This window comes from Microbacterium trichothecenolyticum, from assembly GCF_000956465.1.
GTDB classification, from domain to species: domain Bacteria; phylum Actinomycetota; class Actinomycetes; order Actinomycetales; family Microbacteriaceae; genus Microbacterium; species Microbacterium trichothecenolyticum.
On sequence record NZ_JYJA01000031.1, the window covers coordinates 130,310 to 149,195 of the forward strand.

The window sequence follows — 18,886 nt, forward strand, 5'->3', positions numbered from 1 at the left end:
TCAGTCCTCCTGCTCGTCGAAGGCGGGCGAGTGATCCCGCGCGTACTGGACGAAGCTGTTGCTCACGCCCTGCGGCACCATCGGCCACACCATCGCGTCGGCGCTCACGACGAAGTCGATGACCACCGGGCGGCCGTTCGTCTCGAGCGCCGTCTGGATCGCGGCATCCACGTCCTCTTCCTTCTCGACGCGGATCGCGAGGCAGCCGTACGCCTCCGCCAGCTTCACGAAGTCGGGGATGCGCACCGTGCCGTGGCCGGTGTTGAGGTCGGTGTTCGAGTGACGACCGTCGTAGAACAGCGTCTGCCACTGGCGCACCATGCCCAGGGACGAGTTGTTGATGATCGCGACCTTGATCGGGATGTTGTTGATCGCGCAGGTGGCGAGCTCCTGGTTGGTCATCTGGAAGCAGCCGTCGCCGTCGATAGCCCACACGACGCGATCGGGCTCGGCGACCTTGGCGCCCATCGCCGCAGGAACCGAGTAGCCCATCGTGCCGGCGCCGCCCGAGTTGAGCCACGCGTTCGGACGCTCGTACTTGATGAACTGCGCCGCCCACATCTGGTGCTGGCCCACGCCGGCGGCGTAGACGCCCTCGGGGCCGGTGAGCTCGCCGATGCGCTGAATCACGTACTGCGGTGACATGTGGCCGTCGGTGGGCTGGGTGTAGCCGAGCGGGAACTCGTCGCGCAGCCCGTCGAGGAACGACCACCACTCGGTGATGTCGGGCGCGGTGCCGCCGCTGACCGCGCGGAACGCCACGTCGAGGTCGACGAGCACGTCCTTGAGGTCGCCCACGATCGGCACGTCGGCGGTGCGGATCTTCGAGATCTCGGCGGGATCGATGTCGACGTGCACGACCTTCGCGTGGGGCGCGAACAGGGCCGCCTTGCCGGTGACACGGTCGTCGAAGCGGGCCCCGAGGGCGACGATGAGGTCGGCCTCCTGCAGCGCGAGCACCGCCGGCACCGTGCCGTGCATGCCGGGCATGCCGAGGTGCTGCGGGTGTGAGTCCGGGAATGCACCGCGAGCCATCAGCGTGGTCACGAGGGGCGCGCCCGTCGTCTCGGCGAGCGAACGGAGCTCCTCGGAGGCCCGGGCGCGGATCACGCCGCCGCCGACGTACAGCACCGGCTTCTTGGCGTCGGCGATCAGCTGAGCCGCTGCCTGGATCTGCTTGCCGTGCGCCTTCGTCACCGGCCGGTAGCCCGGGAGGTCGATGTTCGGCGGCCAGACGAACGGCGCCTCGGCCTGCTGGGCGTCCTTCGTGATGTCCACGAGCACGGGACCGGGACGACCGGTCGCGGCGATCTCGAACGCGGCCGCGATGGCACCCGGGATGTCTTCCGCGCGCTTCACCAGGAACGAGTGCTTGGTGATCGGCATCGTGATGCCGACGATGTCGGCCTCCTGGAAGGCATCCGTTCCCATGAGGGTGGAGAAGACCTGGCCGGTGATGCAGACGATCGGCACGGAGTCCATGTACGCGTCGGCGATCGCGGTGACGAGGTTCGTCGCGCCGGGGCCCGACGTCGCGATCGCGACGCCGACACGACCCGATGCGGCGGCATAGCCTTCGGCCGCGTGGCCGGCGCCCTGCTCGTGGCGGACGAGGATGTGACGCACGGACTCGTCGTCCATGAGCGGGTCGTAGACGGGCATGATCGCGCCGCCCGGGAGACCGAAGACGTCGGTCACCCCGAGCAGATCGAGAGAACGGACGACCGCTTCCGCGCCCGTGAGCACGGGCGTCGAGGCGGTGCGGGCTGGCGGCCGGGGAACGGCCGCGGCGGTGTCGGCTGACATGGTGATTTCCTCTGAAATGGGTCGGAGGCGGATGTCGGAAGCCAGGCTCAACCGGTGGTCGCGCCCTCCGCAGCGGAGCGCACGAGTCGGGAGTACTTGGCAAGGACGCCACGGGTATAGCGCGGGGGAAGCGGCTCCCAGCCAGAGCGGCGGGAGTCAAGCTCAGCCTCGTCGACGAGTAGGTCGAGAGTGCGAGCCGCGATATCGACCCGTATCAGATCACCATCGCGCACGAAGGCGATGGGACCTGCGTCCACCGCTTCGGGTGCTATGTGGCCGATGCACAGGCCGGTTGTGCCGCCTGAGAATCTGCCGTCCGTCAAGAGTAGTACATCTTTTCCGAGCCCAGCGCCCTTGATGGCCGCGGTGATCGCGAGCATCTCTCGCATGCCCGGGCCGCCCTTGGGACCTTCGTAGCGGATCACGACGACGTCCCCGGCGGCGATCTCGCCGGCCTCGAGGGCGTCCATCGCGGCGCGCTCGCGCTCGAACACGCGCGCAGGTCCTTCGAACACGTCGGCGTCGAAGCCGGCGGACTTCACGACGGCACCCTCGGGGGCGATGGACCCGTGCAGGATCGTGATGCCGCCCTTGGCGTGGATCGGGTCGTCGAAGGAGTGGATGACCGTGCCGTCGACGGGGTCGGGGTTCAGGTCCGCGAGATTCTCGGCCAGCGTCTTGCCGGTGACGGTGAGCGCGTCGCCGTGGAGCAGGCCCTCGTCGAGCATCGCCTTCATGATCACCGGGATGCCGCCGTGGCGGTCGACGTCGTTCATGACGTACTTGCCGAACGGCTTCATGTCGGCCACGTGCGGCACCTTGTCGCCGATGCGGTTGAAGTCGTGCAGGCTCAGGTCGACATCGGCCTCGCGGGCGATCGCGAGCAGGTGCAGCACGACATTGGTCGAGCCGCCCAGAGCCATCGCCAGCGCGATCGCATTCTCGAACGCCTCCTTGGTGAGGATGTCGCGTGTCGTGATGCCCTGGCGGAGGAGGTTCACGACCGCCTCGCCTGAGCGGTGCGCGAAGTAGTCGCGGCGGCGGTCGGCCGACGGCGGCGCGGCCGAGCCGGGGAGGCTGAGGCCGAGCGCCTCGGCGACGGAGGCCATCGTGTTGGCGGTGTACATGCCGCCGCACGCACCCTCGCCCGGGGCGATCGCGCACTCGATGCGCTTGAGGTCGGCCTCGCTCATCTTGCCCGCGAGGCACGCGCCCACGGCCTCGAACGAGTCGATGATGGTGACGTCCTTCTCGGTGCCGTCAGAGAGCTTGACCCAGCCCGGCGCGATCGAGCCGGCGTAGAGGAAGACGCTCGAGAGGTCGAGGCGCGCCGATGCCATGAGCATGCCGGGGATCGACTTGTCGCAGCCGGCGAGCAGCACCGAGCCGTCCAGGCGCTCGGCCATGATGACGGTCTCCACGGAGTCGGCGATGACTTCGCGGGAGACGAGCGAGAAGTGCATGCCCTCGTGGCCCATCGAGATGCCGTCCGAGACGGAGATGGTGCCGAACTGCAGCGGATAGCCGCCGCCCGCGTGCACGCCCTCCTTGGCGCCCTGCGCGAGCCGGTCGAGGCTCAGGTTGCAGGGGGTGATCTCGTTCCAGCTCGAGGCGATGCCGATCTGCGGCTTGTCCCAGTCCGCGTCGCCCATGCCGACCGCGCGGAGCATGCCGCGGGAGGTCGTTGCTTCGATGCCGTCGGTGACGACGCGACTGCGGGGCTTGATGTCGATGGAGTTGTCAGCGGGCGAATCGGGCTGGGCCATTGACTCAGTGTATTCCCGTGACAGGAGCCGCCAGCTCCCAGTGACGCACCCGCGACGGCGATCTACGCGCGACGCCGCGACCGAGCCTCCGCGAGCTGCTGCAGAAGCACTGCGAGTGCCGCGATGTCGGCGACCCGCACGGTGGCGGAGGTGGGCCCCTCCCCCACGCGAACGCCGAGGTCATCCTCTCCGAGGCTGGCCAGCGCGTCTTCGTCGGTGACGTCGTCGCCGGCGAACAGCACGGCGGTGGCGCCGACGCGCTCGCGCAGCTCGGCGATCGCCGAGTCCTTGCCCTCGTGCCGGAAGGCGAACTCGACGATGTTGTGGCCGGTGCGCCGGCGCCAGTGGGGCGCCTCGCCGGCGACGATCGCGTCGACGCGGCGATTCGCCTCCTCCGCCGCCTCGGCGGTCGCACGGCGTGTGTGCACGCCGAACCCGAAGGTCTTCGGTTCGATCCAGACTCCGTCGAGGTGTGCCGTCGCGTCTTCGGCGCGGCCTCGCAGCGTGTCGCGCAGCGCGACATCCGTCTCGTCCTCGCCGTGACTCACGATTCCTTCGCCCGGGATCCAGAACTCGGCCCCGTGCGATCCCGCCAGCAGCACCCGCGACGTGTCGTCGTGCTCGGCGATCACGCGAAGATCCACGAGGCTGCGCCCCGACACGAACGCGACGATGGTGTCCGGCGTCGCGACCAGCGCGTCGACGGCCTCGCGCGCGGCGGGCAGCATCCGTGCATCCATCGGCTCGTCCTCGAGCGGTGACAGTGTGCCGTCGAAATCGAGGGCGACGAGGAGACGATCGGATGCTGCGAGCTTGTCGATCGCCTCGCCTTCAGCGAGCGGGGCGTCGGTCATGCGCCGGCCCCCGCGGCTTTGTTGAGCGCGGGGAACCTGTTGCGCTCGCGCGCCCCGTCGAGTGCGTCGAGGAACGACTGCGACCATCGCGCGACGTCGTTCTCGAGCACCTTCCTCCGCAACGCCCGCATGCGACGGCCCTGCTCGGCCGGAGGCATCTCGATGGCTCGCATGATGGCGTCCTTCATGCCGTCGATGTCGTGTGGATTGATCCGCACCGCGCTCGAGAGCTCGTCGGCGGCGCCGGCGAACTCGCTCAGCACGAGCACACCCCGGTTGTCGATGCGCGCGGCGACGTACTCCTTCGCCACGAGGTTCATTCCGTCGCGGAGGGCGGTGACCAGCATGACGTCGGCAGCCATGAACAGCGCCACCATCTCCTCCCGCGGATACGCCTGGTGGAGGTACCGGATCGCCGTGTGGCCCATCGTGTCGTGGTCGCCGTTGATGCGACCCACGGTGAGTTCGATCTCATCCCGCAGCTGCATGTAGGCCGCCACCCGCTCCCGGCTGGGACTCGCGACCTGCACGAGCGTCACATCCTCGACCGTGATGCGACCGTCCTCCAGCAGCTCGCCGAACGCCTTCATGCGGTGACGGATGCCCTTGGTGTAATCCAACCGGTCGACGCCGAGCAGGATCTTCTTCGGATTCCCGAGGCTCTCCCGGATCTCCTTCGCGCGCGCCTTCACGTCGTCGCGCTGAGCGAGCTCCACGTACGACGAGGCATCGATCGAGATGGGGAAGGCCTTCGCCAGCGCGCGGCGGGTGGTGCCGTCGGGATTGGGGACGGTGATGCCGGACGCTTTCGTCTCGTAGCGGAACTGCCGTCGCACCGCGCGGGCGAAGTTGCCGGCATCCGCCACCCGCTGGAAGCCGATGACGTCCGCGCCCAGCAGCCCTTCGAGCACTTGCCTGCGCCACGGCAACTGCGAATAGAGGCCGTATGCGGGGAAAGGAATGTGGTGGAAGTAGCCGATCGTCAGGTCGGGGCGCGCCTCGCGGAGCATCTGCGGGACGAGCTGGAGCTGATAGTCCTGCACCCACACCGTCGCGCCCTCGGCAGCCACAGCGGCGGCCGATTCGGCGAAGCGCCGGTTCACCTTCACGTACGAGTCCCACCACACCCGGCGGTACCGGGGCTCGGCGATGACGTCGTGGTAGAGCGGCCAGAAGGTGTCGTTCGACATCCCCTCGTAGTACAGCTCGACGTCTTCGGCGCTGAGCGCCACGGGCACCAGGTACGTGCCCTCGAACTCGAACGGATCGACCTCGATGTCGGCCTGCCCCGGCCAGCCGACCCAGGCGCCGTCGGTGCGGCGCATCATCGGCTCGAGTGCGGTCACGAGGCCGCCGGGCGAGCGCCGCCAGCCCGGCTCGCCGTCCCCGTCCACGACGCGGTCGACGGGCAGACGGTTGGCGACGACGACGAGTTCGGCGGTGTGGGCGGCGGGCTCTGTCACGCGGTCTCCTGACGGTTTCGTGGACTCGGCACGCCCAGGCTACAGCGCGCTGGCGCGGGCCCGGGTCCCCTTGACTCGCCGGGCGGGCCCATGTCAAGGGCGCGGCGCACGCGCACGCCGCGCTAACGTGGCCCCATGCGCAAGTACCTCTTCGGCACCGGCATCCTCACTGCCATCACCGGCGGGCTGACGTTGTTGAGGGGCCTCCGCGAGAACGAGCCCTTCACGTGGCGCATGGCGCTCGCCTGGCTCAGCTGGGGCATCTCCATCGCGCTCGCGATCGGCGCGATCGTCGACGTCCGCCGCGCCTCGCGCGGCGAGCTCATCGCGAACGACTCACCCGTCCACGGGCGGGAGAAGAAGCTCCTCAAGCGCCGCATCCAGCCCTGATCCCCGCCCGCGGGCGATCGCGAAAGGGTGCATCCCAGCCCCGACCAGCGTGACGGGATGCACCCTCTCGCGATTCCTGCTCAGCGTGTGAGGATGAGCGCGTCGCCCTGCCCTCCGCCCCCGCACAGCGCCACTGCCGCCGTGCCACCGCCTCGCCGGACGAGCTCATGCACCGCGTGGACGACCAGGCGGTTGCCGGATGCTCCGATCGGGTGTCCGATCGCGATACCGCCGCCGTGCGGGTTGACGACGTCGTCCGAGAGGCCGAGCTCGGCCTGCGAACGCACGACCACGGCGCCGAACGCCTCGTTGATCTCGACGATGTCGAGATCGCTCGCGGCGATGCCCTGCTTGGCCAGCGCCTTCTCGATCGCCCGAGCGGGCTGCGAGTGCAGCGAATTGTCGGGGCCGGCGACCTGGCCCGACGCACCGACGACCGCGAGCACGTTCCAGCCGTTCTCGTCGGCATGCGAGCGCGTCGTCAGCACGACCGCGGACGCGCCGTCCGAGATCTGCGACGAGTTGCCCGCCGTGATCGACCCGCTCGACGCGAAGGCCGGACGCAGGCCCGCGAGGGTCTCGACGGTGGTCTCGGGGCGCACGCCCTCGTCCTTCGTCACGACGACGGGATCGCCCTTGCGCTGAGGGATCTCGACCGGCACGATCTCGGCGTCGAAGAGCCCCTGGGCCTGCGCGGCGGCCGCGCGCTGATGCGACCTCGCGGCGACGGCATCCTGAGCTTGCCTCGTCACCTCGAGCCGCTCGTTGTGTCGTTCGGTCGATGCGCCCATGCTCTCGCGGTCGTAGGCATCGGTGAGCCCGTCGAACGCCATGTGGTCGAGCACCTCGATCGAGCCGTAGGCCCAGCCGTCACGCGAGCCCATGAGCAGGTGCGGGGCGCGGGTCATCGACTCCATGCCGGCGGCGACCACGACGGTCGCGTCTCCCACCGCGAGCATGCGTGCCCCGTCGATGATGGCCGTGAGGCCGGAGAGGCACACCTTGTTGACCGAGCTGGAGTGGACGTCCCACCCGATGCCGGCGCCCACCGCCGCCTGACGCGCGGGGTTCTGCCCGCTTCCGGCCGCGAGCACCTGGCCGACGAGGACAGCATCGACAGCATCGGCGGGGATGCCGCCCCTTTCGAGAGCGCCCTTGATCGCGGCGCTGCCCAGTTGCACCGCCGTGAGCGGAGCCAGCTGGCCCTTCAGTCGCCCCTGCGGCGTGCGCGCAGCGGCGACGATGACGACGTCGTCGTGGTTCATGCTTCGATTCTCTCTCCGACGGCGACCGTCAGCTCCGGTTCGGTGGCCGCGATGACGTCTTCCACGGTGACGCCCGGGGCCGTCTCCACCAGCACGAGTCCGGCATCGGTCACGTCGATGACCGCCAAGTCAGTGATGATGCGGTCGACCACGCCGCGTCCGGTGAGGGGCAGCGAGCACTCGTTCACGATCTTCGCCGAGCCGTCCTTGGCGACATGCTCCATCAGCACGATCACCTTCGCGGCGCCGTGCACCAGGTCCATCGCGCCGCCTGGCCCCTTCACCATCTTTCCGGGGATCATCCAGTTGGCCAGATCGCCCGTCGCCGACACCTGCATCGCGCCGAGGATCGCGGCGTCGATCTTGCCGCCGCGGATCATCCCGAAACTCGTCGCCGAATCGAAGAACGCCGCTCCGGGCAGCGTCGTCACCGTCTCCTTGCCGGCATTGATGAGATCGGGGTCGACGTTCTCCTCGGTCGGGTAGGGCCCGACGCCGAGGATGCCGTTCTCGGACTGCAGCACGACGGTCACGCCCTCAGGCACGAAGTTCGGCACCAGGGTCGGCAGGCCGATGCCCAGGTTGACGTAGGCGCCGTCGGCGAGCTCCTCCGCCGCGCGGGCGGCCATCTCGTTGCGGGTGAGCGGCATGTCAGGCTCCTTCCGGCATCTCGCGCGCGGCGGCCTGTGCGACCGAGACCGTGCGCCGTTCGATGCGCTTCTCGATGTCGGATCCGACCTCCACGATGCGGTGCACATAGATGCCGGGGAGATGGATGCTGTCGGCCTCGAGCTCGCCGGGGTCGACGAGCTCCTCGACCTGGGCGATGCACACACGCCCGGCCATCGCGGCGAGCGGGTTGAAGTTGCGCGCGGCCTTGTTGAAGACGAGGTTGCCGTGGCGGTCGCCCTTCAAGGCGTGCACGAGGGCGTAGTCGGTGACGATCGCCTCTTCGAGCACGTAGTCGCGAGGCGCGCCCGAGACGTCGAAGCTTCGCACGTCCTTGACGCGTGACGCGACCGCGATGCCGCCGTCCGCGGCGTAGCGGCGGGGAAGCCCGCCTTCCGCCACCTGCGTGCCGACCCCGGTCTGGGTGTAGAACGCGGCGATGCCCGATCCGCCGGCGCGGAGCTTCTCGGCGAGGGTGCCCTGCGGCGTCAGCTCCAGCTCGAGCTCGCCCGAGAGGAACTGCCGCTCGAACTCCTTGTTCTCACCGACGTACGAGGAGGTCATCTTCCGGATGCGCTTGGCATTCAGGAGGATGCCGAGCCCCCAGTCGTCGACGCCGCAGTTGTTGCTCACGATGCTGAGGTCGCTCGTGCCCTGCGCGAGCAGCGCCTCGATCAGCGCGATGGGGTTACCCGAGAGCCCGAACCCTCCCACTGCGAGAGACGCCCCGTCGGGGATGTCGGCGACGGCCTCGGCCGCCGACCTCCAGGTCTTGTCGATCATTGTGCTCCTTCGCATTCCGGTCGCTCGGCTTCCATCGTCCGGCTTGGCGGCGCGCACCGCCACCTCCTCGCTTGCCATGTGGCCACCCCGGGTCGTAGCGTCCATATCGTGGACACCGCAGCCAAGCGCACCGTTCCCGGGGCCCAGTCGATCGCCCGCGCGGCCCAGCTCCTGCGACTGGTCACCTCCGGTGGCGAAGAGGGGATGCCGGTGGCCGAGCTCGCCCGCCGCGCTGAGCTCACCCGCCCGACGACGCATCGTCTCCTCACCGCTCTGCGCCACGAGGGGCTGGTCGATCAGGACGAGCGCACCGGGCGCTGGATGCCCGGACCCGAGCTGTACCTGATGGGCACGGTCGCAGCATCCCGCTACGACATCACTTCCGTCGCGCGCGACATCGTGCGCTCGCTCGCCGTCCGCACCGAAGAGAGCGCGTTCCTCTCGGTGCGCCGCGGCGACGAGACCGTATGCCTGCTCCGCGAGGAGGGCAGCTTCCCGATCCGCTCGTTCGTGCTGTCGGAGGGCGTGCGGTTCCCGCTCGGCGTCGCCTCCGCAGGGCTCGCGATCCTGTCGTTCCTGCCGCCCCACGATGTGGACGCCTACTTCGAGCGCCACCCCGAACTCTCCCGCGAATGGGGCGCCGCCCACAGCGAGCAGCGGTTGCGCACGCGCCTGCGCGACACCCAGGAGCGCGGCTACGCCGTCAACCCCGGGCTCATCGTCGAGGGCTCCTACGGCGTCGGTGCGGCGGTCTTCACGCGAGAGGGCCACCCGCAGTGGGCGCTGAGCCTCACGGGCGTGGAGTTCCGCTTCGGCCCCGACCGCCTCCCCGAGCTCGGCCGAACGCTGCTCGCCCACGCGCACCAGCTCACGACCCGCATCGCCGCTGCCCGGTGACGACCTGTTGCCCTCGCCACGAAACCGGCGAGAGTGCACCCAGCTCGAGACGATGACGAGGCGGGGGCCATGGGTGGCACCCGACCGACGTGGGTCACACGCGGGCCGCGAGCTCCTCGCGCAGCGCGGCGGCGACCACATCCGCCCCCGAAGGCGACATCACGATCGTGTAGTGGTTGAAGCCGTCCACCCGCTCGTGCTCGACCGCCGGGTACTCCGAGAGCAATCGCGCGAGGTGCTCCGGGGCGTACAAGCCAGGCGGCTCGTCCTGCAGGCCGCGGGGGACGGTGATGAGGCGGGTCGGATGCTGCAACCCCGCCAGCGCCGCCGGCAGCGCGTCGCCCGTGTTCATGTCGACGGTGTCGTCGGCGGTCGTCGCATAGCTCGTCGCGGGGCGGAACGCGCCCGCGCCGTCGTCGACGAGGTCGTACGCGAGATAGCGTTCGAGCTCTGGTGTCCACGCGCCGGTGAAGGCCGGATGCTGCCGCCAGAAGTCCAGGTATTCCCCCGCGTCTGCGAACCGCATCGACAGGCGCGCCGCGGTCGGGCCGAGGATGCCGGCGACGAGCTCGTCGGTGCTGAGTCCCGCGGGGACGTCGAGCGGAAGCCCGCCGTCGACGAGCAGCAGCCGCGAGACGCGCTCGGGAGAGAGGTGCGCGAATACGACGGATACGAATCCGCCCATCGAGTGCCCGACGACCACCGTGCTGTGGATGCCGAGCGCATCGAGCAGTGCGGTGAGGTCAGCCGCGTGTGCGGCCATCCCTGCGGCTCCGTCGATGCCGTTGCTGCGCCCGCGCCCTCGCAGATCGGGCGCGACGACGCGCACTCCCGGGAGGCGCTCCACGACGAACGGCCACGCCAGATGCGAGGCCGTGACCCCGTGCACGAGCAGCACGGTCGGCGCGTCGGGTCCGGCATCCTCCGGATCCCACACTCCAGCGCGCAGCGCGCCGCCATCGACGGGGACGTCGATCGTCCGATACTCGTGGTTCACCGCGCCGTCCATCCGCCGTCCATCGTGTACGAGGCTCCGGTGACCATGCCGGCCCTGTCGGACACGAGCCAACCGGCCAACGACGCGACCTCGTCGGCTTCGACGAGCCGCTTCACCGCGCTCTCGGTCAGCATGATCTTCTCGACGACTTCGCTCTCCGCGATCCCGTGGACGGCGGCCTGGTCGGCGATCTGCTTCTCCACGAGCGGTGTGCGCACGTAGGCGGGATTGATGCAGTTGCTGGTCACGCCGTGCGGGGCGCCCTCGAGCGCCGTCACCTTCGACAGGCCTTCGAGCCCGTGCTTCGCGGAGACGTACGCCGACTTGAACGCGCTCGCCCGCAGGCCGTGGGCACTCGAGATGTTCACGACGCGGCCCCAGCCCCGCTCGTACATCGCCGGGAGTGCGGCGCGGATGAGGAGGAACGGCGACTCCAGCATGAGTCGGACGATGAGCCGGAACGCATCCGGATCGAACTCCGTGATCGGCGCGACCCGCTGGATGCCCGCGTTGTTCACGAGGATGTCGACGTCGAGGGTGAGGTCGTCGAGCGCGGCGGTGTCGGCCAGGTCGACTGCCCACGACTCGCCGCCGACGGCGGTGGCGGCATCCGTCGCGGCATCCGCGTTCAGGTCCGCGATGATGACGTGCGCGCCGCGCGCCGCGAACTCGTGCGCGCAGGCGAGGCCGATGCCGCTCGCACCGCCGGTGACGAGCGCGCGCTTGCCCGCGAGATCCTTCTCCGCCATCAGGATTCCTCTCCTGCATCGTCCCCTCGCGGCGCGAGGGCGTTGTCGATGAACCGGGTCATGCCGGCGAACACCACCGGGTCGAGCTGCGCGGGCGGCCTCCCCTCGGCGTCGCGCTCCCACAGCAGGAACCGCATGCCGATGAGCTCGCCCATGCCCATGAGGGCCCACGCCGTCGTCTCGGGGTCGAGGGCGCGGTCGACGTCGCCGGTCGCCTGCGCCGCGCGCAGGCCGGCCTCGTAGCCCTCGACGATGCGCGTGTAGTGCGTGCGCAGCACCTCGGGTGAGACGAACTCCGCCTCGCGTACGACACGGTAGAGCGCGGGGTGCTCGGCGGTGAACCGGAAGAAGCCGGCGAACCCCGCACGCTCCGCTTCGAGGCGACCGGATGCGCCGGCCATCGCCTCCGACATCGAGTGGCGCACGCGGCGGTTGAGGTCGAGCACGAGCGCCTCGAAGATCGCCTGCTTGCTGTCGAAGTAGAGGTAGAACGTGCCGAGGCCGATGCCCGCACGCTCCGTGATCTTGACGATGGATGCCTCGTGGTACCCCTGCGCGGCGAACACGAGCTCCGCCGCCTCCAGCAGGCGACGCCGGGTCGCCTCACCGCGCTTGGTGAGGGGGCGTCCGGTGGCGGACGACACCAGCCCCTCTTCCCGGTCGACGAGTTCGTCGGACATGCTCATCGGGATTCCCCCTTCGTACGCTCGCGCCCCACTGTGTGCGCGCGCTCCCCAGCACGATCTTCCTGCTCCCGCCGCCGTTCGACCAGCAACGCGGCCTCTTCGCGGAGACGCGATCGTGCGAGCTTCTCGATGGTCGACCGAGGCAGCGTATCGACGAACTCCACGTGGACCGGGATCTTGAAGGCGGCGAGGTTGCGTCGCGCGTGGGTCAGCACCTCGTCGACCGACAGCGCCGCCCCCGCCACAGGCACCACGAACGCGACTCCCCGCTCGCCCCACACCGCATCGGACACGCCGACGACGGCGGCCGCCTCGATGAGCGGGTGCAGACACAGCGCGTGCTCGACCTCCGCGGGAGCGACGTTCTCGCCGCCCGAGATGAAGATGTCCTTCAGGCGGTCGACGATCCGGTACACGCCGGACGCGTCGCGCGACGCCAGATCGCCGGTGCGCAGCCACTCGCCGCTCATCGCACGAGCCGTCGCATCGACGTCGTCGAGATAGCCGGCGAAGACGCTCGGACCGCGCACCCACAGCTCGCCGGTGGCCTCGCCCTCCAGGGCGAGCCCCGAGGCGGGATCGACGATCCGCACCGACACGTGCGGGTACGGCCGGCCCACGGCGCCCGGCGACTCGATCGACTCGTCCGCCGGCAGGTGGAGCACATTGGGTGCCGCCTCGGTGAGGCCGTACCCCTGGGTGAGCGGGATACCCCGCGCGGTCCACTCCTCCTGCAGCTGAACCGGCATCGTCGCGCCCCCGACGAGAGCGAGGCGCAGCGCCGAGGCATCTGTCGTCCGCCACTCACGGTCGCCCGCGAGCAGCGCGTACTGCGTCGGCACGCCCATCATCGCGGTGACCTTCCGGTCGGCGACCAGCTGCAGCACGCGCGCCGGCTGGAAGGACCGCTCGAGCACGACCGTCGCGCCGACCCACCAAGCCAGCAGCGGCTGGCAGTTCCACGCAGCCACGTGGAACTGCGGCAGCATCGCGAGCACGACGTCGTCCTGCGTGAGCGGCAGCGCCTGCGCGAGGGCGAGGTTGTTCCAGAAGCAGTTCGCGTGCGTCAGCACGACGCCCTTCGGCGCGGCTTCGCTCCCCGACGTGAAGATCACGAGCAGCGGGTCGTCGTCGCGCACCGGCCGACGGACGCGGCGCCGAGGCGGACGAGGCACGCTCGCCTCGATGCCGGTCGTTCCGAGCACCGCGACCGGCGGCGTCGCGTCCGCCAGGCGCAGCGCCTCGCCGGCGAGCGCCGCGTGCTCGTCCTCGATCAGCACCAGCGCCGGAGCGGAGCGGGTGAGGACATCGGCGAGCTCGCGCGGCGTGAGCCTCCAAGACAGCGGCACGAAGGCGATACCCGCGATCGCGCACGCGAAGAACGCCACGACGTGGTCGGTGGCGTTGCCCGACACGGTCGCGATGCGGTCGCCCGGCCCGTAGCCGGCCTGGCGCAGTCCGTCGGCGAGCCCGGACGAGCGGGCGGCGAGGGTGGCGTAGTCGGTCGTCACTCCGCGGTCGTCGATCGCGATGCGCTCAGGCGAGCGGGTCGCGCGGTCCACGATCCACCGACCGACGGTGTGCGGCCCGTCGTCGATGTCGGGGTCGGCCGTCCAGCTCATGCGCGCACCTCGACGGTCCCCACGCCCTCTCCGGCGGACTCGCCGGCGTCGTCGAGCTGCCGCAGCGACCCGCGGACCCTCTCTCCGCGCCGACGCCGGACCGCGGCGTCGATGGTGCCTGCGATGCCTCCAGGGAGGAACATCACCACGATGATGAACAGCACTCCGAGGAGGAAGAGCGGCTCCGACAGCGGGATCCGCAGAACGTCGGGAAGCCCGGCGATCGCCTCGGAGCCGGCGAGCACCGTGAGCCGCTGATCGAGCAGCGTGTAGAGCACACCGCCCACGATGGCACCCCAGCGGAATCCGACGCCACCCAGCACCACCATCACCAGGACCGTGATCGTGAGGTCCGCGGAGACCGACCGCGGAACGGTGCCCGACTGCAGCAGCATGTACGCGACTCCGGCGAGGCTCGCAAGGCCCGCTGCGATGACGAACACGATGAGCCGGACGCGGTAAGGCGACAGTCCCAGCACACGCACGCGCTGCTCGTTCTCGCGCGTCGCACGGGCGAGATGCCCCAGACGCGATGTGTCCACCCACAGCACCACGAGGTACACCAGCACGAGCACGACGAGCGTGAACCAGTACAGGTTGCGGGTGTTCACGACCCCGATGAGGAAGTCGGGCACCTGCGCCGTGTTGAGGCTGAGTCCTTCCTCGCCACCGGTGACCTGCGAGTTGCGCCGCACCAGCACCGACCCGGCCTGCGCGAATGCCAGTGTCACCATCGCGAACGGGATGCCCGAGACCCGCATCGACACCGCGCCCGTCACGAGGGCGATGACCATGCCGCCGATCAGGGCGATGAAGACGCCCGGCCACAACGGCACGCCGAAGTGCTCGAGCGCGATGCCGAGTCCGTACGCACCGGCGCCGAAGTAGAGGGCGTGGCCGAACGACAGCATCCCTCCCGATCCGAGCAGCAGGTTGTACGACAGCGCGAGCGCCGCGAACACCATGCAGAGGGAGAGCAGCGCGAGGGTGCCGGGCATATAGGTCGGCGTGGGCAGGATGCCGGGGACCGAGAGGTTGAGCAGCGGCAGCATGGCCATGAACGCGACGAGCACGACGCCCACGACGGCGGGAATGAAGCGACGGATGCTGCGATCCGGGGCCTCCCCCGGTCCCCGAGCGTGTCGAAGGGTCATGCCTTCCTCCCCAGGAGTCCGGTCGGACGCACCAGCAGCACGAGTGCCAGGAGGATCACGACGATGAAGTCCCCGGTGCCGCCGAGGTAGAAGTTCGCGAACTGCTGCAGCACCGCCACGAGGACGGACGCCACCGCCGCACCGGTGAGCGAGCCGAGGCCGCCGACGACGGTGACGATGAACGCGAAGATGAGGAGTGTCTGCCCGAGGTGCGCCGACACGAAGGTCGAGTAGTGCATCGCCAGCACGCCGCCGATTCCCGCGGCCGCGCCGCCGATGGCGAAGACGAGGGTGAACGAGCGACGGACGTCGATGCCGAGCGCCGTCACCATCGAGCGGTTCTCGACACCGGCGCGGATGATCATGCCGTAGCGCGTCTTCTGCAGGAACAGCACGAGGGCCGCGAGCACCAGCACGGCCGCGATCATCAGCACCCAGTAGGTGTTGGGGATGCGGGCGCCCAGCACGTCGGTGGTCTGGGTGAGCCACGGGGGTCCGCCGATGTGGATCGGGTCGGTGCCCCAGATCCCCTCGAACAGCGCCACGGCCGCGAACGAAAGACCCACCGTGACGAGCACCTGCTCGATGTGCCGCTCGTACAGCGGTCGGATGAGCACGAGCTCGGTGAGCGTCGCGAACACGGCGCCCACGCCTGCGCCGACGAGGACCGACAGGAGGAACGATCCCCACGAGCCGGTGCCGAGCGCCTGCGCGACCATCCAGCCCATGAATGCGCTCAGGGTGAGGAACGCGCCGTGCGCGAAGTTGAGCACGTGCATGAGCCCGTAGATGAGGCTCAGGCCACTGGCGACGAGGAAGTAGAGGGCGCCGAGACCGACGCCGGTGATCAGGGTGAGGACGAGGGTGCTCATGCTGCATGCTCCGCGTGGACGCCGAGGAGGCGGCGGGTGAGGTCTTCGTCGTCGAGGAGGTCGCCCGCCTTTCCGACGTGCGCAACGCACCCGCCGGCGATGACGACGACGTCATCCGCGAGACGGCGCACGACCTCGAGGTTCTGCTCGACGAGGAGGATGGGGACGGTCTTCGACGCCTTCTGGAGCGCGTCGGCGACCTCGGTCACGATCTTCGGCGCGAGACCCTTCGTCGGCTCGTCGACGAGAAGCAGCCGGTTGTCGTTGAGCAGAGCCCGCGCGACCGACACCATCTGCTGCTGGCCGCCCGAGAGCGTGCCGGCCTGTTGCTCGCGGCGCGCGACCAGGTCGGGGAAGAGCTCTGCGACGAACTCGCGCCGAGGGTTTCGCTGACGCTCGGCGAGGGCGAGGTTCTCGGCGACGGTGAGCTTCGAGAAGACTTCACGGTCCTCCGGCACGTACCCGACGCCACGCCGCACGATGCGATGGGTGGGGAGGCCGTCGATGCGGTCGCCCGCGAGCGTCACCTCGCCACGACGGGAGATGAGGCCCAGGATGCCTCGAAGGGTCGAGGTCTTGCCGACGCCGTTGCGGCCGAGCACCGCGGTGATGCCGGTGGCGGGCACGTCGAACGAGACGTCCTCCACGACCTGCTGGCCCGCGATCGTGCAGCGGAGGTTCCGGACGGTCAGGATGGGGGTTCCGGTAAACGCCCCGGTTCCAGAAGAAGCGCCGCTCATGCCGCCGCCTCCCCCGCCGATCCGGTGCCCAGGTACGCGCTCTGCACGAGGGGGTTCTCCATGATCCGCTGCGGCGTGTCGTAGGCGATGATCGTTCCGAAGTACATGACCGCGACCTTCTCGACAAGGCCCATCAGGACGTCGATGTGGTGCTCGACCATCAGCAGCGTGCAGCCCTTCTCCCGCTGCATGTCGCGGATGTTCTCGACGAGCCCGGAAACGTCGCCCGAGGCCACGCCCGCCATGGGCTCATCGAGCAGCACGATGCTCGCCTCAGTCGCCAGCAGCACCGCGATCTCGAGCTTGCGCTTGTCGCCGTGCGAGATGTCGCCCGCGAGCGCGTCGCGCTTGTGGCCGAGCCCCACGACCTCGAGCTTCGCCAGCGCGAGCTCGGTGGCGGCATCCGTCCGCTTCGGGAAGTGCACGAGCGAACCGGAGCCGCCCAGCGACACCTGGGCCGCCAGGCGAACGTTCTCGAGCACCGACAGCTTCGGGAAGAGGCTCGACGTCTGGAAGGTGCGCCCCAGTCCCGCCCGCGCCCGCGCCGGCACCGACGCCGTCGTGATATCCCGGTCGTCCAGCACGACGCGGCCGGCGGTGGGCTTCATGAGCCCCGAGATCACGTTGAAGAGCGTGGTCTTGCCGGCGCCGTTGGGACCGATGACGCCCACGAGGGAGCCGGCGGCGACGTCGAGCTCGACGTCTTCGAGGATCGTCGCGCCGCCGATCTGCAGACCGAGGGCCTCGATCTTCAGCGGAGAGCCGCGGCGCGCGGTCTCCGCGACGGACGCGGACGGGACTGCGGTGCTCATCGTTTCGCGGAGCCCGGATCACTCGGCTTCGGCGGGAGCGACGTCGTCGGCCGAGACCGTGTCGACGAGCTCGGGCACGAACGTGCCGTCCTTCGCGACGAGCTTGACCTGGTACATCTCCTGGATGAGGGCATGGTCGCTCGCGCGCACCGTCATGCTGCCCTTCGGACCGTCGAACTCGAAGCCCTCGAGCGCCGCGACCATCCCGTCGACGTCGCCTTGGCCCGACTCGATGGCGTGGACGATCATGATCGCCGCGTTGAAGCCGTCGGGGCTGAACAGGTCGGGCGTGCCGCCGGCCTCTTCGATCGCCTCGACCATCGCGGTGTTGACGTCGTTGGCAGGAGCCTCGGCGAAGTAGTGGTTCAGGAAGTTGATCTTCTCGGATGCCTCGCCATAGGCGCCGAAGGTCGCGGAGTCTCCCAGACCGGTCACCACCGGGATCTCGTCGAGCACGCCCTGCTGGCTCATCGCCTGCCACATCGCGCCCGAGGTCGCGCCGGCCCAGGCGACGAACACGAGGTCGGGAGCGCCCGCGAGCACCTGCTGCGCGAACGGCGTGAACTCGGTCGCGTCCTCCGCGACGAGCACGGAGTTCACCGTCGCGCCCTGGCCGCCGAGGATCGCCTGCACGGCCGCGACGTTGCCCTGGCCGAACGCGTTGTCCTGCGCGAAGACCGTCACGGTCTTGCCGTCGATGTCGTCGAGGAACGTGCCCGCGGTCGCGACGTCCTGTGCGCTCTGCCGGCCCGAGCGGAACGTGTAGTCGTTGATGCCCGTGATCGCATCGGCGGCCGCGGGTCCCGAGATGTAGAGCACCTTGTTCTGCTCCGCCTGCTCGGCGACGGCCAGGGCGACGCCCGACGACGCGGTGCCCGCGATGATGTTGACACCCGAGCCGATGAGCTCCTTGACGGCGGTGACGGCCTTGTCAGGGTCGCCGGCGTCGTCGCGGTACTCGACGTTGATCGTGGTCCCGTCGATCTCGCCGGTGCCGTCGGTGGCGTAGTCGAGCCCCGCCTTGAGGGCGTCGAGGTACTGCTTGCCGTAGCCGGCGAGCGGGCCGGACTCGCTCGTGACGATGCCGACGGTGACCTCGGACAGCCCGCCCGGCTCTGTGGATCCGTTGTCGGGATCGCCGGACGGCGCGCACGCCGCCAGGGCGAGCGCTGCCGTGACGACCACGGAGCCCAGGAGCAACTTCTTCGTAACCCGCATGTGCGTGCCTTTCCCCATTGGAAGGATCTGGTGCGTGAATCGGTGCTTCGGTCTCAAACATGAGATCCGATTCAGGTTCTTGCAATCTAGGAAGCGGAAGCCGCGCAGGTCAAGTCGGCGAGCCCACTCCTCCCCCGTCGTTA

Annotated in this window: 18 protein-coding genes; 2 read left to right on the forward strand and 16 right to left on the reverse strand. The window is 69.7% G+C overall.

Features of this window, described 5'->3' with window-relative positions; translation table 11 throughout:
* The 4 genes from RS82_RS07495 to RS82_RS07510 form a co-directional block, all read right to left on the reverse strand.
* Entirely contained in the window at window positions 1–1,806 is a 1,806-nt protein-coding gene (locus tag RS82_RS07495; RefSeq protein ID WP_045297962.1) for an acetolactate synthase large subunit, read from the reverse strand.
* Window positions 1,807–1,853: 47 nt separating this feature from the next.
* The gene (gene ilvD, locus RS82_RS07500; RefSeq protein ID WP_045297963.1) at window positions 1,854–3,572 is read right to left on the reverse strand and encodes a dihydroxy-acid dehydratase; all 1,719 of its coding nucleotides are present in this window, start codon (window positions 3,570–3,572) and stop codon (window positions 1,854–1,856) included.
* A 62-nt stretch (window positions 3,573–3,634) separates the two neighbouring features.
* Window positions 3,635–4,426 (reverse strand): trehalose-phosphatase, encoded by a 792-nt coding sequence (gene otsB, locus RS82_RS07505; RefSeq protein ID WP_045297964.1) that lies wholly within the window; start codon window positions 4,424–4,426, stop codon window positions 3,635–3,637.
* Complete coding sequence (locus tag RS82_RS07510) at window positions 4,423–5,889, reverse strand: alpha,alpha-trehalose-phosphate synthase (UDP-forming) (RefSeq protein ID WP_045297965.1); 1,467 nt, start codon at window positions 5,887–5,889, stop codon at window positions 4,423–4,425. Before RS82_RS07510 ends, otsB begins: the two co-directional genes overlap by 4 nt.
* Window positions 5,890–6,024: 135 nt before the next feature.
* Here RS82_RS07510 and RS82_RS07515 point away from each other — a divergent pair, with 135 nt between their 5' ends.
* A complete protein-coding gene (locus tag RS82_RS07515) occupies window positions 6,025–6,279 on the forward strand; it encodes a hypothetical protein (RefSeq protein ID WP_045297966.1) in 255 nt (84 codons plus the stop codon).
* A gap of 80 nt (window positions 6,280–6,359) precedes the next feature.
* Here RS82_RS07515 and RS82_RS07520 read toward each other — a convergent pair whose 3' ends face one another.
* Genes RS82_RS07520 through RS82_RS07530 form a run of 3 tightly spaced genes read right to left on the reverse strand, consistent with a single transcriptional unit; the run spans window position 6,360 to window position 8,996 of the window.
* The gene (locus RS82_RS07520; RefSeq protein WP_045297967.1) at window positions 6,360–7,544 is read right to left on the reverse strand and encodes an acetyl-CoA C-acetyltransferase; all 1,185 of its coding nucleotides are present in this window, start codon (window positions 7,542–7,544) and stop codon (window positions 6,360–6,362) included.
* Entirely contained in the window at window positions 7,541–8,194 is a 654-nt protein-coding gene (locus tag RS82_RS07525) for a CoA transferase subunit B (RefSeq protein WP_211255885.1), read from the reverse strand. The genes RS82_RS07520 and RS82_RS07525 overlap by 4 nt, the downstream gene beginning before the upstream one ends.
* 1 nt (window position 8,195) lies before the next feature.
* The gene (locus RS82_RS07530) at window positions 8,196–8,996 is read right to left on the reverse strand and encodes a CoA transferase subunit A (protein WP_045297968.1); all 801 of its coding nucleotides are present in this window, start codon (window positions 8,994–8,996) and stop codon (window positions 8,196–8,198) included.
* Between the two features lie 108 nt (window positions 8,997–9,104).
* On the opposite strand from RS82_RS07530, the gene RS82_RS07535 reads away from it, so the two are divergent.
* Window positions 9,105–9,893, forward strand: a complete 789-nt coding sequence (locus RS82_RS07535) for an IclR family transcriptional regulator (RefSeq protein WP_045297969.1) — start codon at window positions 9,105–9,107, stop codon at window positions 9,891–9,893.
* 94 nt (window positions 9,894–9,987) lie between these two features.
* On the opposite strand, the gene RS82_RS07540 is transcribed toward RS82_RS07535, so the two are convergent.
* The 9 genes from RS82_RS07540 to RS82_RS07580 are packed head-to-tail and all read right to left on the reverse strand — an operon-like array spanning window position 9,988 to window position 18,743.
* Window positions 9,988–10,902 carry an alpha/beta hydrolase gene (locus tag RS82_RS07540; RefSeq protein ID WP_045297970.1) on the reverse strand — a complete coding sequence of 305 codons (915 nt, stop codon included), beginning with the start codon at window positions 10,900–10,902 and terminating at the stop codon, window positions 9,988–9,990.
* Window positions 10,887–11,639 carry a 3-hydroxybutyrate dehydrogenase gene (locus RS82_RS07545; protein ID WP_045297971.1) on the reverse strand — a complete coding sequence of 251 codons (753 nt, stop codon included), beginning with the start codon at window positions 11,637–11,639 and terminating at the stop codon, window positions 10,887–10,889. Before RS82_RS07545 ends, RS82_RS07540 begins: the two co-directional genes overlap by 16 nt.
* Window positions 11,639–12,325 (reverse strand): TetR/AcrR family transcriptional regulator, encoded by a 687-nt coding sequence (locus RS82_RS07550; RefSeq protein ID WP_052676740.1) that lies wholly within the window; start codon window positions 12,323–12,325, stop codon window positions 11,639–11,641. Before RS82_RS07550 ends, RS82_RS07545 begins: the two co-directional genes overlap by 1 nt.
* Window positions 12,322–13,947 carry a class I adenylate-forming enzyme family protein gene (locus RS82_RS07555; protein ID WP_045297973.1) on the reverse strand — a complete coding sequence of 542 codons (1,626 nt, stop codon included), beginning with the start codon at window positions 13,945–13,947 and terminating at the stop codon, window positions 12,322–12,324. Before RS82_RS07555 ends, RS82_RS07550 begins: the two co-directional genes overlap by 4 nt.
* The gene (locus tag RS82_RS07560) at window positions 13,944–15,101 is read right to left on the reverse strand and encodes a branched-chain amino acid ABC transporter permease (RefSeq protein ID WP_045297974.1); all 1,158 of its coding nucleotides are present in this window, start codon (window positions 15,099–15,101) and stop codon (window positions 13,944–13,946) included. The genes RS82_RS07555 and RS82_RS07560 overlap by 4 nt, the downstream gene beginning before the upstream one ends.
* Window positions 15,098–15,973 (reverse strand): branched-chain amino acid ABC transporter permease, encoded by an 876-nt coding sequence (locus RS82_RS07565; RefSeq protein ID WP_045297975.1) that lies wholly within the window; start codon window positions 15,971–15,973, stop codon window positions 15,098–15,100. Before RS82_RS07565 ends, RS82_RS07560 begins: the two co-directional genes overlap by 4 nt.
* Window positions 15,970–16,713: an ABC transporter ATP-binding protein gene (locus tag RS82_RS07570; protein WP_045297976.1), complete on the reverse strand. Its 744-nt coding sequence runs from the start codon at window positions 16,711–16,713 to the stop codon at window positions 15,970–15,972. The genes RS82_RS07565 and RS82_RS07570 overlap by 4 nt, the downstream gene beginning before the upstream one ends.
* Window positions 16,710–17,525: an ABC transporter ATP-binding protein gene (locus RS82_RS07575; protein WP_045297977.1), complete on the reverse strand. Its 816-nt coding sequence runs from the start codon at window positions 17,523–17,525 to the stop codon at window positions 16,710–16,712. Before RS82_RS07575 ends, RS82_RS07570 begins: the two co-directional genes overlap by 4 nt.
* A gap of 18 nt (window positions 17,526–17,543) precedes the next feature.
* On the reverse strand, window positions 17,544–18,743 hold the full coding sequence (locus RS82_RS07580) for a substrate-binding domain-containing protein (RefSeq protein WP_045297978.1): 1,200 nt from the start codon (window positions 18,741–18,743) through the stop codon (window positions 17,544–17,546).
* Window positions 18,744–18,886: the final 143 nt, after the last annotated feature.